Source organism: Flavobacterium seoulense, assembly GCF_000695795.1.
Classification (GTDB): domain Bacteria; phylum Bacteroidota; class Bacteroidia; order Flavobacteriales; family Flavobacteriaceae; genus Flavobacterium; species Flavobacterium seoulense.
The window spans coordinates 1-13,736 of the sequence record NZ_JNCA01000028.1 but is presented as its reverse complement, the minus strand read 5'-3'; the positions used below and the strand labels follow the sequence as shown (position 1 = coordinate 13,736).

Below are 13,736 nucleotides of genomic sequence, written 5' to 3'. Positions count from 1 at the left end.
TTTAGAATTCTAGATAAAGATTAAATGAAAAAAATGAAGCAAGTAACAATTCTATTTGTCTTACTTATTCCAACGTTTTGTATTGGACAAGTGGTTAAGGGCTATAAAAAACAGAACGATAAAGTAGTTATAACTCTTGAAAAAGGAGAGCTACATTTGAGTCCTCTAGCTGAAAATACCGTAAGGGTTCAATATGCTTTGGAAATGAAAAGTCAAATTCCTGAATTAGTTTTTACTTCAAAAGTTAACCTGCCTGACTTTAAAGTTTCTGAATCCAATTCAGGAATTGAAATTGCTATGTCAAAAATGACTGTGTTAGTAGATAAAAAAAGTGGCGCATTGTCTTATCGCAATCATGAAGGAAAGGTGTTTTTAAGCGAAAAACCAGAAGGTCGTATTTTTAAACCAAGTTCAGTACAAGGAGAGCCTTGCCATATTGTAGAACAAGGTTTTAATACTTTGCCAGATGAATATCTTTATGGTACAGGTCAGTTTCAGGACGGACATTTAAATATTAAAGGATTGCCTAGAAGATTAACTCAGGTAAATACACAAATTGCTATTCCGTTTATTATGTCAAGCAAAGGCTATGGTTTGTTATGGCACAATTATGGGCTTACTGATTTTAATCCTGCTGATAATGTGGTGAATTTAAACCCAGCAGGTATAAGTGGAGAATCTATAACTGTTGCTGTTACCACTACTAATGGAACTCAAAAAGAAACGCGCCAAGATGGTGTCTTTACTGGAAAATTTGCAGTTAAAGAGAATGGGGAATATGCTATTCTACTGGATGTTGGTCAAAAAATGGCGAGAAAATGGCAACTTACAATTGACGGTAAAGAGGTTATTAATTTTAAAAATCATTGGCTTCCGCCTACAACGAGCACATTAGCTAAACTAACGGCAGGTAAACACGACATTGTAGTTACAGCAGAAAAAAATGATCTTCCTGTGGTGTATTATCGTAAAGTTACGAATGAAACGGTCTTTAGATCTCCTGTTGCTAATAAGCTGGATTATGTAGTTTTTGCCGGAAACTCAGACGAGGTTATTTCAAGTTATCGCAATCTCACAGGAAAGGCTCCATTGATGCCTATATGGGCATTAGGATATATTCATTGTCGTGAGCGTTTTACCACTCAAGATGATTTGCTTGAAAATGCCAAAGCATTCAGAGATAAAAAATTGCCAATGGATTTAATTGTTCAGGATTGGCAATATTGGGGAAAATACGGTTGGAATTCGATGAAATTCGATGAAGATTTGTTTCCAGATCCCGCTGCAATGGTAAAAGAATTACATCAAATGAATATGAGACTGATGCTTTCTGTTTGGTCTAAAATTGATAAAGAAAGTGTGCTTGGTAAAGAATTTAACAATAAAAAATACTATATCCCAAATACCGAATGGGTTGATTTTTTTAATCCTGATGCAGCAAATTATTATTGGAAGAGTTTTAGTGAAAAGCTTTTAAAACCATATGAAATTGATGCCTGGTGGCAGGATGCTACCGAACCGGAAAATGATGATTTAGTTGGTAGAAAAATTAATAACGGAACAACTCCCGGAGAGCAAATGCGAAATGTGTATCCAATGTATGTAACAAAAACCGTATATGAAGGTTTACGAAAAGATGCTCCAGACAAAAGAGTTTTTATTCTTACCCGAAGCGGATTTTCAGGACAACAGCGTTATGCATCAGCTGTTTGGACTGGAGATGTAGGTAACGATTGGGAAACCCTACGCCGACAACTAACCGCTGGATTAAACTATTCCATAACAGGATTGCCATGGTGGACTTTTGATGCAGGAGGTTTTTTCCGTCCTGGTAAAAGTCAATACACCGATGCTAAATTTCACGAACGTTTTTTAAGGTGGTTTCAGTTGGCTACATTCTCTCCATTACAAAGAGTACATGGATATGAAACCAATACAGAATTTTGGAGATACGGTGAAAAAGTGGAAGCCGAATCTTTAAAATACTTAAACTTTCGTTATCGTTTATTGCCTTATATTTATTCGCAGGCAGCTGATATAACGTTTAAAAACGGTACCTTGATGCGTCCGCTGATTATGGATTTTGCCAATGATATAAAGGCATTGGAACAAAAATATGAATATATGTTTGGGTCAGCATTTCTAGTTGCTCCTGTTGTTTCTGAAGGGGTAGAGAATTGGAAGGTTTACTTGCCGGAAAATCAATCCGGATGGTTTAACTTTTGGACCGGAAAACAGTATAAAGGCGGACAAACAGTTCAAACAGCTGCATCTCTTTCAACCATTCCGCTGTATGTAAAATCGGGATCCATCATTCCAATGGGCGAAAAAATGCAATACACCAATGAAAAACCTGCTGAGAATCTCGAAATTAGAGTTTACACAGGAGCTAATGGCAAGTTTGAACTTTATGAAGATGAAGGAACAAATTACAACTATGAGAAAGGCGCTTTTTCGATAATACCTTTTGAATGGAATGAAGAAAAACAGACGTTGACAATTGGAAAACGAAAAGGCAAAGGTTTTAATGGATTAATTAAAAACCGTTTGTTTAATATCGTTTGGGTTAACGAGTCAAACGGTTTTGGTATAGAAAACGCAAAAACTAATGTTTCAGTAAAATACAATGGAAATAATATTGTTGTTCAAAAAAATAAAAACGAATAGAATAAGTAAAACAATTAGGAATTTCAAATTCCGGAATTAAATACTATTTCTTTGTAAATGAGAATAAAATTTATGGTTTCAAAAAAAATATGTTACGCCTGCGATTTAGTTGATAATCCAGAATTAATAGAACTATATAAACGCTATCATTCAAAGGATAGTGCTTGGCCAGAAATCACTAAAAGTATCAAAGATTCGGGTGTAATAGATATGGAAATTTATCTTTTTTCCAATAGACTGTTTATGATTATGGAAGTGGACGAAAGTTATACTCCAGAACGCAAACAAATGATGGATGCTGCCAATCCAAAAGTTCAGGAATGGGAAGAGTTGATGTGGAAATTTCAACAGGCACCTCCAGGAGCCAAAGATGGCGAAAAATGGTTGCAGATGGAACAAATATATAAATTGGAATAATTAATTTAATAATTCAGGTTGTCAGTTTGGAACGTTCAGTTACAAAATGATTCAAATAATAAATAAAATAAAAAAAATGAGAACGAAAATTTTATTCACGCTATTATCTCTACTTCAGTTTAGTGTTTATGCACAAGAAAAGAATCCTATGCCCGCCATACCAGCTCCATTAGCTTTGAATAGCGTGCCAATGGGAGATTTAGAAACATTTCCTGAGGTAAAGTTAGAAATACCTATTACAAAAGGACCTTTTGAACCTAGTTGGGAATCGATAGAAAAAAATTACCCTGGCGAACCAGCCTGGCTTCGTGATGCAAAGTTTGGAATATGGGTTCATTTTGGACCGCAAGCTGCCGGAGAAAGTGGGGATTGGTACGCACGTAATCTTTATAAAACAGATAAAGTTGCCTATAAAAATCATATTAAAAAATATGGACATCCTTCTGAATCAGGATACAAAGAAGTTTTGCGTGATTGGAACCCAACAAAGTTAGATCCAGAGAAACTCACAAAAATTTATCAGGATGCAGGTGCTCGTTTTTTAATGATTCAAGGAGTACACCATGATAATTATGATATGTGGAATTCTAAATATCAGCCTTGGAATTCAGTAAACATTGGACCAAAGAGAGATTTGATTGGTGAATGGGCAAAAGCCTGTAAAGCAATCGGAATGCGATATGGAGTCACTTTTCATCACGAGTATACATGGTGGTGGTGGCAAACAGCATTTGGAAGTGATAAAGATGGAGCCAAAAAAGGAATACCTTATGATGGTCATCTTACGCTTGCTGATGGTAAAGGAAAATGGTGGGAAGGATACGATCCAAAAATGCTTTATGGTATTGATTTAAGAGAATACAAAGGGGTTGAAAAAAATGCCCATACTGATTGGACACCACCACCAGCAGGAATATTTAGTAATCATTTAGGATATGCTAAATGGTATGCTACAAATTGGGCTTTAAGAATGATGGATGTTGTGCAACATTACGATCCTGATTTTATTTATACTGATGGTACGGTTCAGGGACCATTTACAGGAGATGGAACCGGAGCAGGTTTAAAAGCAAATGCAATGCAAACCGTTATGGCTGATTTTTACAATACTAGTTTACAGCGTCGCGGTGAGGTAAATACTTTTAGCATTGTTAAATTTAGAAATAATACTAATGGAACAGTAAATACCGAGGAGTTTGGTATTCCTTCAGAGATTAAAAAAGACCAGCCCTGGATTGCCGAAGCTCCAGTAGGAGATTGGTTTTATGCTCCGGATTTTACCTATGATTCTGGTATGATGATTCGCTATATAATTGAAGCTATTGCACGTGATGGAAATGCGGCAATATGTATTTCTTTATTGCCTGACGGTTCAATTAATGAAGAGAGTCAAAAGATGTTGAAAGAAGTAGGAAACTGGATGCGCCTGAATGGAGAAGGAGTATATGGAAGTCATGCCTGGGTAATTCCTGCAGAAGGAGAAATGATTAATGGAAAGTTAAAAATGCTTCCTGGAGGAAAATTGGGTAGTAGGCAAGCTGAATTTAAGTTTAACGCTCAGGATATCCGATTTACAGTTGGAAAAAACAATAAGTTATATGCTTTTTGTATGAACGTACCAGCTCCGAATACTCAAATAAAAATTAAGTCTCTAGCTACAGATGCAAAGCATTATGGTAAGAAAGTTAAAACCGTTAAGTTGTTAGGTTACAAAGGAAAGTTAAAATGGAAAGAAACAGCTGATGGTTTACAAATAACTTGCCCTAAGGATATGTCATTTGCTACAGCTGTAACTTTTGAAATTGAGTAAAAAAATAGCTCTAATATTGAAAAAGGTAACTGTAAGTAATTATAGTTGCCTTTTTTAGTATATGAGAAGACATAAATTGAGTATTCACCTAATTTTAGCTCCGAAACTTTATAATCTAAAATTTTAGACTTATCCATTTTCTGCTATCTTTGCTTTATGCAATTTTCTGAAATTTTAGGGCAGGAACACATTAAAAACCATCTTAGCAGAAGCGCTGATTTAGGTAGAATTCCGCATGCACAATTATTTGTTGGTCCCGAAGGAAGCGGAACTTTAGCCATGGCAATTGCTTATGCACAATATATTTTGTGTGGCAATCAAAACGGAGAGAATAATGGTGAAAATCATGCCTGTAATATAAAATTTCAAAAGCTCTCGCATCCCGATTTGCATTTTGCTTATCCAACCGTAACCACCGATGAGGTAAAGAAAAATCCAAAAAGTATTGATTTTATTGCTGATTGGAGAGAATTTGTACTCGAAAATCCTTATGGTGGTTTGTTTGACTGGTATGCTGTTTTAGGCGTTCAGAATAAGCAGGGCGAAATCAGGGTCGATGATGCTCAGGAAATCCTAAAATCACTTTCGTTAAAAGCTTACGAAGGCGGTTATAAAATTATGATTGTCTGGATGGCTGATAAAATGAATATCGCTGCTTCCAATAAATTATTGAAACTACTCGAAGAACCGCCAGAGAAAACCATATTTATTCTGATTTCGGAAAATGAAGAAGATATTTTGCAAACCATTCGTTCGCGTTGCCAAGTGTTACATTTCAATGGTTTGAGCGAAGCCGTTATTGCTGAAGCTTTGGTTTCCCGTGAAGAAATCGACTCAAAATTGGCTGCAAAATTAGCCCATCAGGCGCAGGGAAATTACAATGCGGCTTTGCATTTATTGCATGATAAAGACGAAGAGCATCCATTTGAACAATGGTTTGTAACCTGGGTTCGGGCAGCTTTTAAAGCTAAGAAAGATGCCGCTGCCATTCAGGATTTAATTCTTTGGAGCGAAAAAATTGCTGCTTTAGGGCGTGAGGCTCAAAAGAAATTCCTGCAGTTTTGCATGGAAATGTTCCGTCAGGCATTGATGATTAATTACGAAACGCCAAGCTTAGTTTATTTCGAACCAAAAGTCGATAAATTTAAATTAGAAAATTTTGCGCCATTTGTAAATGGTAATAATATTCAGGATATCTTTAAAGAACTTTCGGATGCGATGTATCACATAGAGCGTAACGGAAATGCTAAAATAATTTTAACCGATTTATCCATCAAATTAACTCGTCTTATCCATAAAAAATAATACCTATGAACAATGTTGCTTCAATTTTAATTTTAGTTTTTTTTGGGATTACTTTTTTGCAATCCAGTTATGAAAAACTTTTTTATTGGGAAGATAATGTCAATTGGTTAAAAGAACATTTTGCCAAGACTAAATTAAAAAATCATGTAAAATTGGCCTTAATTAATCTGGTTATCATGGAATTAATTTCGACAATTTTATGTTTTGTAGGTTGTATCGAATTAATGGTTAGTAACGGAAGAGTTTTTGGATTTTACGGAGCTGTTTTTTCGGCAATTACTTTGTTAATGATGCTTTTTGGGCAACGATTAGCCAGAGATTATGATGGCGCCAGAACAATTGTTATTTATTTTATTCCTGCAGTTATTGCGGTATATTGGTTAACTTAAAAATCAATTTCAATAACAATGAAAATTTCAATGTCAAAATAAACAATTCTAATTAAATCTGAATTCAAAAATCGTTAATCTTCAATCAAAAATCAGATGACACCAAAACATCCATCAGAATCCTTAACGATATTAACCGATATGGTTTTGCCAAGTGAAACAAATGCTTTGCATAATCTTTTTGGAGGCGAATTATTAGCCCGAATGGATCGTGCGGCAAGTATTTCTGCAGGAAGACATTCGCGACAGGTTTCGGTAACGGCATCTGTAAATCATGTTGCTTTTAATAAAGCTATAGCATTAGGAAGCGTTGTTATTATTGAAGCAAAAGTGTCCCGCGCTTTCAAAACTTCAATGGAAATATATCTTGATGTTTGGGTTGAAGATAGAGAATCTGGAGAAAGAACTAAAGCTAATGAAGCCATTTATACTTTTGTAGCAGTAGATTCAAAAGGAAAACCAGTTGAAGTTCCTCCGATAATTCCTGAAACGAAACTAGAAATCCATCGTTATGACGCCGCTTTAAGACGCAAACAACTGAGTTTATTATTGGCTGGAAAAATAAAACCCGAAGAAGCAACCGAGTTGAGGGCGTTGTTTGAGTAAGTTTTCTTTTTGATGATAAAATCTTTTTAAACGAAAAATTTGCATCAAAAAAAGAAGTATTTTTACAAACACAAAAAAAGTGAGAATAAAAATTTAGAAGCTATTTTTTTAGTTTCTGTAGGTATAAGAACAAATTAATTTAAGAAATAAAAGCTAAAAAGAGAAGATGAGTACAGAGAAAGAAGCCAAATTAAAAGCCTTACAGCTTACCCTTGATAAACTGGATAAAACTTACGGAAAAGGGACTGTTATGAAGATGGGCGATAAGGCCATTGAAGAAGTTGAGGTAATTTCTTCAGGATCTTTAGGAGTAGATTTAGCATTAGGAGTAAACGGATATCCAAAAGGTAGAATTATCGAAATTTATGGACCGGAATCTTCGGGTAAAACTACTTTAACGCTACACGCTATTGCCGAAGCGCAAAAAGCGGGTGGAATTGCTGCTTTTATTGATGCTGAACATGCATTTGACAGAAATTATGCTGAAAAATTAGGTGTAGATATCGAGAACTTAATTATTTCGCAACCAGATAACGGAGAACAAGCTTTAGAAATTGCTGAAAACCTGATTCGTTCAGGAGCAATTGATATTGTTGTAATTGACTCGGTTGCGGCTTTAACGCCAAAAAGTGAGATTGAAGGTGAAATGGGAGATTCTAAAATGGGACTTCACGCGCGTTTAATGTCTCAGGCTTTGAGAAAATTAACAGCAACTATCAGTAAGACTAATTGTACTGTTTTCTTCATTAACCAGTTGAGAGAGAAAATTGGAGTAATGTTTGGAAATCCTGAAACTACAACGGGAGGAAATGCTTTGAAATTTTATGCTTCGGTACGTTTAGATATTCGTCGTTCTACTCAAATTAAGGACGGAGAGAATGTTATTGGTAACAGAACTAAGGTGAAAATTGTTAAAAATAAAGTAGCTCCACCATTTAAAGTAGCTGAATTTGATATTATGTATGGCGAAGGAGTTTCTAAAACTGGAGAAATTCTGGATTTAGCAGTAGAATTCGAAATTGTCAAAAAATCAGGTTCATGGTTTAGTTATGGTGAAACTAAATTAGGGCAAGGTCGTGATGCAGTAAAATCATTGATTAAAGACAACCCGGAATTAGCCGAAGAATTAGAAGAAAAAATTAAAGCTAAGATTAAAGAATTAGCTGAAAATTAAAATTCTGATTAAATTATAAATTAAAATGCTCGTCAAATAGGACGGGCATTTTTTTTGCTTAAATAGCATTTTAACTTCACTTTTTTAAAATATTCGTTTTTTAAAGCAACCTTTTTGAACTATTACTGTCTTTATAAAAAGAACCAGCAATATATTGTTAATTTATAAATTCAGAAAAATGAAAAAAATAGCCTTATTTTTAGTCTTGATGACCACCTTGTTAAGCTGTAGTGTAGATGAACCGGATAGATACACAAATTATGTTTTGCCAATTGAAAGTTACACTCTTCCGGAAACTTTTAAAGTAAATACAACTCATGAAGTGAAGTTGAAATATCAAAAACCTACTGCTTGTTATAATTACAACGGAATTTATTATTATTCAGAGAATAGTACCAGAACGATTGCTATTTATGCTAATGTAAAAGAAGGTGATGTTTGTTCGGATGTATTGCCGCCATTATCTGAAGTTTCTTTTAATTTTGCTCCTACAACGAAAGGAACTTATACATTTAAATTTTATAAAGGACCTGATGCAGAAGGTAAAGATACATTTGAAGAAGTAGAAATTGAAGTAACTGAATAAACTTTGTTAAGTTTTGAAATATAAAAAAAATCACCAGCTTGTGCGAGGTGATTTTTTTGTTTTAAGCGGTCTTTATCTTTTTTTCAGATTCAAATTCTACTAATTGATTGTAAATTGTAGCTCTTACACTTTCACGAATTTCTTTTCTGTCTGACTCTGTTTTGCCTAAGGTTTCTACTTGTTTATGAATTTTTACACGCATAATTCCCGGACTTCCTGCAAAAAAAGTATAAGGCAGTCGTTCTTTATTGTCACCAAAACTAATAGGTAAAATAGGAATTTGGTGCTGAATAGCGAGTTTAAAAGCACCTTCTTTAAAATGATCTAATACTACCGATTCATCGTCGGGAACGCCGCCTTCGGGAAAAATACATACGCTAAGACCACGTTGAATTCTTTTTTGTGCTTTGGTAAAAACAGCCATTCGGCTTTGGGAATTTTTTCTATCGACCAGAATACAGGTTCTTTTGTAGAAAAAACCAAAAAGCGGAATTTTAGCCAATTCCTGTTTTCCAACAAAAACAAAAGGATTTTTAACGACAGCTAGCATCAGCATAATATCAGTCATCGAAGTGTGATTGGCAACAATCATATAGCTTTTGTGTTCATCAATCGTTTGTTCGCTATCTACTTTATAATAAAATCCCATTCCGAAGAGGATGAATTTTGCCCAAATGCGTGCAATTCTAAAAAAATACGGATAACCTTTTTCAGAAAGGATAGTAAGGATTAAGATAGGAAAGAATACTAAAATAGGTACGGCTATCAGGATATAAAACCAAATGCGCCAAAGGATCCAGAAAATTATTTTTATGCCTTTCATGTGGTCAAAAATAAGGAATAGTAAATGATTTTTATCAAAAACAATTAAATTTGGTAGGAATTAACCGCAAAGGGCGTTAAGATTTTTCGCAAAGTAAAAAAGTAACGATGACAGAAAAATGATATTTCGAAAATTGTAATAGGTTTAGCGATTGAAGTTCATAAAGCGCTCGGTCCGGGATTGTTGGAGAGTACTTATAAAGAATGTTTGTTTTACAAGATAAATAAGTCCGGACTTTTTGTCGAAAAAGAGAAGTCTATGCCGGTAATTTTTGAAGAAGTACAATTAGATTGTAGATTGTGGTTATCGGGTTGATTTGTTAGTAGAAATAAAATTAATAATAGAACTTAAAAGTGTAGAATCTTTGAGCGTAATTCATCTTGCTCAAACTTTGACTTATTTAAAGTTAGGAAATTATAAACTCGGATTATTGATAAACTTTAATGAAGTTCTGTTGAAAAATGGAATTAGAAGAGTGGTAAATAATTTATAAAAAGAGTTAATACTGCGAACTTTGCAAAAAAACTTTGCTTTCTTTGCGATAGAAAATAAAACAAACTTTGTGAACTTCGCGAAAACTTTGTAACCTTTGCGGTAAAACAAAAGTACAGCGATAGCAATAAAATATAATGGCAAAAATACTTACTGGAGTTCAAAGTACAGGAACTCCGCATTTAGGAAACTTATTGGGAGCAATTATTCCAGCAATACAATTATCTAATAATTCTGAAAACGAATCTTTTCTTTTTATTGCCGATTTGCATTCGGTGACTCAAATAAAAAACGGTGAAACCTTAAGAAATAATACATATAGTGTTGCGGCAGCCTGGCTTGCTTTTGGATTAGATGTAAACAAAGTAGTTTTCTATCGTCAATCAGATGTACCACAAACGGCTGAATTGTCTTGGTATTTAAGCTGTTTTTTCCCGTTCCAAAGATTGACTCTGGCGCATTCTTTCAAAGACAAAGCAGACAGATTGGAAGATGTAAATGCAGGGTTGTTTTCGTATCCAATGCTTATGGCTGCTGATATTTTATTGTACGATGCCGAATTTGTTCCTGTTGGTAAAGATCAATTACAGCATTTGGAGATTACGCGTGATGTGGCTTCACGTTTCAATCATCAATTGGGAGAGACTTTTGTGCTTCCGGAAGCTAAAATTCAGGATGATAGTATGCTGATTCCGGGAACCAATGGAGGAAAAATGAGTAAATCGGCTAATAATATTATTAATATTTTCTTAGAAGATAAAGCCTTACGCAAACAAGTAATGAGTATTGAAACGGATAGTACACCGCTTGAAGCTCCTAAAAATCCAGATACTTGTAACGCTTTTGCTATTTATTCTTTGTTAGCCAATGAAGAGCAAATTGCAACGATGAGAGCCAATTATTTAGGCGGAAATTATGGTTATGGTCACGCCAAACAAGCTTTGTTCGAATTAATTTGTGAAACTTTCAAAACTGAAAGAGAGAAATACCACTATTACATCAACAATTTAGAAGAAGTTGATGCTTTATTGAAAATAGGAGCTGAGAAAGCTTCGGCTGTAGCCAATGGTGTTTTAGCTAGAGTGAGAGAGAAATTAGGTTTCGGAGTAAAATAAGATTCTGTTTTAATCCTGCAAGGTTTTTTAAAACCTTGTAGGTGTTGATTTTTTATGTTTTATACCTACAAGGTCAAGAAAAGACCTTGCATGATAATTTGCGGTTTTCTTTTAAATCGCCTCAAACAATTTTCCCGGTAATGGTCTGATTACGCCTTTGAGTTCCATGTTTAATAAAATGCTGGAAACTCTGTAGATTGGAAATTCGCATTCCAGTGCAATGATGTCCATTAATTCTTTGCCAGTTTTTAAAAGGTAATCGTATATTTTTTGTTCGTCGTTGTCGAGTGAAACAAATAGTTGTTTTTGTACCGTTTTAGGTTCTTCTTTAATATCCCAATTAAGCATATAAATCAAATCGGCGGCACAGGTGAGTACATTTGCTTTTTGGGTTTTGATAAGATTGTTGCAGCCAGCACTGTATTTGTCGGTAGTACGGCCGGGAACGGCAAAAACATCGCGGTTGTAATCATTGGCAATATTAGCGGTAATTAATGATCCGCCTCTTTCTGCCGATTCGATAACAATTGTAGCTTCGGCAATGCCAGCCACAATGCGGTTCCGCTTGACAAAATTTTCTTTGTCAGGATTGCTGGAACTCCAAAACTCGGTCATAAAACCGCCGTTTTGTTCCATCTTAGCCATGTATTTCTTGTGATTTTTAGGGTAAATTTGGTTTAAACCATGAGCCAAAACGCCTATGGTTTGCAAATTATTTTCCATAGCCAGTTGATGTGCAACGATATCAACACCATAAGCAAAACCACTCACGATTACCGGATTGAGCGGAATTAAATCTTCAATAAGTTTTTTGCAAAATTCAGTTCCGTAAGAAGTGATTTGGCGTGTACCTACAATGCTGATGATTTTTCGGTTTTTTAAATCGATATTTCCTGCTGTAAATAATAATACGGGTGCATCAAAGCAATGTTTGAGCTTTTCCGGGTAATTTTCGTCCTGAAAATAAGAAACGTTTATATTGTTGTTTTGGATAAATTCCAATTCTTTATTGGCTTTGTCAAATACGCTTTGGTCTTTTAGGTTTTTTAGCAATATAGAGCCAACACCATCAATTGCGGCGAGTTGGTTGCTTTTTGTCTTAAAAACAGCTTCGGCCGAGCCACAATGACTGATTAATTTCTTTGCCATAATATCGCCAATGCCTTCAATTCGCTGTAAAGCTAATATATAAAATAAATCGGATGTTGTCATGCTAAATATTTGAGACTGAAATGTATAAATTTTCGGTCAGATTGTTAATAAAAATTGTGAATAAAATTTTGATAACTATTTTCGTTGTATAACTTTGTATGTATGAATATAGAACACTACATAGGCCAACTTTTATATCGTTATCAATGTGTTACCATTCCTGGTTTTGGTGCTTTTTTGACCGAAATCCAATCGGCACAATGGGTTGAGAGCGCTAATTCTTTTTTTCCACCTAAAAAAATGATTTCTTTTAATTCCAACATTAAAAATAATGATGGTTTATTAGCAAATCATATTGCCAGAACAGAAAAAACATCTTATGAATACGCTATTAGTGCGATTCAATATGAGGTTTTGAACTGGAAAAAAGCTTTGGAACAAAACAGAACGTTGACTGTTAAAAATGTGGGTAGTTTTGTGTTGAGTAGTACTGATCACTTGATTTTTACACCAGCAGATCAAAAGAATTATTTAACGAGTTCTTTTGGTTTAACTTCTTTTATTTCTCCGGTTGTAAAAAGAGATACTATAGAAACTGCTGAAGAAGTTATCGAAGAAAGAGAAGTGATTTCATTGGTTAACGAAGAAAAAAATAGCCGTTCTTACATAAAATACGCTGCGGTTTTTGTTCTAGGTTTGGGATTATTAGGAAGTGTTGGTTATTCGGTTTTTCAAAACCAAATTGCTACTGAACGAATATTAGTTGAAAAAGCAGTTCAAAAACAAGTAGAAACTAAAATTCAGGAAGCTACTTTTTTTATCAAGACACCAATGGCTCCTGTAATGCTTTCGGTAAAAGCTGCTAAGGAAGAAAAAGAAGTAAAAATGCCGTATCACGTTGTAGCTGGTGCTTTTAGAGATGAGAATAATGCCGAACAGGTTTTGCAACGATTAACTAAAATGGGTTACAAAGCCAGAAGATTAGAAGTTAATAAACACGGTCTTTATCCGGTACTTTATGGAAGTTTTTCGAATTATGCCGAAGCTTATAAAGTTAAAAACGAAGTTCAAAAATCAGATAATCCAGAAGCCTGGTTACTTGTAGAATCATTATAATATCAAAAGCCTATTCATAACTGAATAGGTTTTTTGTTTTTACAGAACAAAGGATAATTAGGTAGTCATCCTATGTTTGCACAA

14 protein-coding genes are annotated in these 13,736 nt (G+C 34.6%); 12 read left to right on the top strand and 2 right to left on the bottom strand.

The window, feature by feature from the left end:
• Positions 1-33: 33 nt before the first annotated feature.
• The 8 genes from FEM21_RS13540 (at position 34) to FEM21_RS13505 (ending at position 8,954) form a co-directional block, all read left to right on the top strand.
• Positions 34-2,667: a glycoside hydrolase family 31 protein gene (locus FEM21_RS13540; protein ID WP_152547413.1), complete on the top strand. Its 2,634-nt coding sequence runs from the start codon at positions 34-36 to the stop codon at positions 2,665-2,667.
• A gap of 57 nt (positions 2,668-2,724) precedes the next feature.
• On the top strand, positions 2,725-3,084 hold the full coding sequence (locus tag FEM21_RS13535; RefSeq protein ID WP_316930345.1) for an L-rhamnose mutarotase: 360 nt from the start codon (positions 2,725-2,727) through the stop codon (positions 3,082-3,084).
• A gap of 76 nt (positions 3,085-3,160) precedes the next feature.
• A complete protein-coding gene (locus tag FEM21_RS13530) occupies positions 3,161-4,894 on the top strand; it encodes an alpha-L-fucosidase (RefSeq protein ID WP_035661530.1) in 1,734 nt (577 codons plus the stop codon).
• A 156-nt stretch (positions 4,895-5,050) separates the two neighbouring features.
• Positions 5,051-6,199: a DNA polymerase III subunit gene (locus tag FEM21_RS13525; protein WP_035661347.1), complete on the top strand. Its 1,149-nt coding sequence runs from the start codon at positions 5,051-5,053 to the stop codon at positions 6,197-6,199.
• A gap of 5 nt (positions 6,200-6,204) precedes the next feature.
• Positions 6,205-6,588 (top strand): hypothetical protein, encoded by a 384-nt coding sequence (locus FEM21_RS13520; protein ID WP_035661344.1) that lies wholly within the window; start codon positions 6,205-6,207, stop codon positions 6,586-6,588.
• Positions 6,589-6,684: 96 nt separating this feature from the next.
• Positions 6,685-7,194 carry an acyl-CoA thioesterase gene (locus FEM21_RS13515; RefSeq protein WP_035661341.1) on the top strand — a complete coding sequence of 170 codons (510 nt, stop codon included), beginning with the start codon at positions 6,685-6,687 and terminating at the stop codon, positions 7,192-7,194.
• Between the two features lie 166 nt (positions 7,195-7,360).
• Positions 7,361-8,368 (top strand): recombinase RecA, encoded by a 1,008-nt coding sequence (gene recA / locus FEM21_RS13510; protein WP_035661338.1) that lies wholly within the window; start codon positions 7,361-7,363, stop codon positions 8,366-8,368.
• Between the two features lie 178 nt (positions 8,369-8,546).
• The gene (locus FEM21_RS13505) at positions 8,547-8,954 is read left to right on the top strand and encodes a hypothetical protein (protein WP_035661335.1); all 408 of its coding nucleotides are present in this window, start codon (positions 8,547-8,549) and stop codon (positions 8,952-8,954) included.
• 61 nt (positions 8,955-9,015) lie between these two features.
• Here FEM21_RS13505 and FEM21_RS13500 read toward each other — a convergent pair whose 3' ends face one another.
• Complete coding sequence (locus FEM21_RS13500) at positions 9,016-9,777, bottom strand: lysophospholipid acyltransferase family protein (protein ID WP_035661332.1); 762 nt, start codon at positions 9,775-9,777, stop codon at positions 9,016-9,018.
• 123 nt (positions 9,778-9,900) lie between these two features.
• Between FEM21_RS13500 and FEM21_RS16785 the strand changes: the two genes are divergently transcribed.
• The 3 genes from FEM21_RS16785 to trpS all read left to right on the top strand — a co-directional run bounded on the left by FEM21_RS16785 (position 9,901) and on the right by trpS (position 11,384).
• Positions 9,901-10,092, top strand: a complete 192-nt coding sequence (locus FEM21_RS16785) for a GxxExxY protein (RefSeq protein ID WP_316930346.1) — start codon at positions 9,901-9,903, stop codon at positions 10,090-10,092.
• A 1-nt stretch (position 10,093) separates the two neighbouring features.
• Positions 10,094-10,270 (top strand): GxxExxY protein, encoded by a 177-nt coding sequence (locus FEM21_RS16780; RefSeq protein WP_316930344.1) that lies wholly within the window; start codon positions 10,094-10,096, stop codon positions 10,268-10,270.
• Positions 10,271-10,406: 136 nt separating this feature from the next.
• Positions 10,407-11,384 (top strand): tryptophan--tRNA ligase, encoded by a 978-nt coding sequence (trpS, locus tag FEM21_RS13495; RefSeq protein WP_035661330.1) that lies wholly within the window; start codon positions 10,407-10,409, stop codon positions 11,382-11,384.
• A 111-nt stretch (positions 11,385-11,495) separates the two neighbouring features.
• Here the strand turns inward: trpS and dprA are convergent, their stop codons facing one another.
• Positions 11,496-12,596: a DNA-processing protein DprA gene (gene dprA / locus FEM21_RS13490; protein ID WP_035661327.1), complete on the bottom strand. Its 1,101-nt coding sequence runs from the start codon at positions 12,594-12,596 to the stop codon at positions 11,496-11,498.
• 102 nt (positions 12,597-12,698) lie between these two features.
• On the opposite strand from dprA, the gene FEM21_RS13485 reads away from it, so the two are divergent.
• Positions 12,699-13,652: an HU domain-containing protein gene (locus FEM21_RS13485; protein WP_035661323.1), complete on the top strand. Its 954-nt coding sequence runs from the start codon at positions 12,699-12,701 to the stop codon at positions 13,650-13,652.
• Positions 13,653-13,736 lie beyond the last annotated feature (84 nt).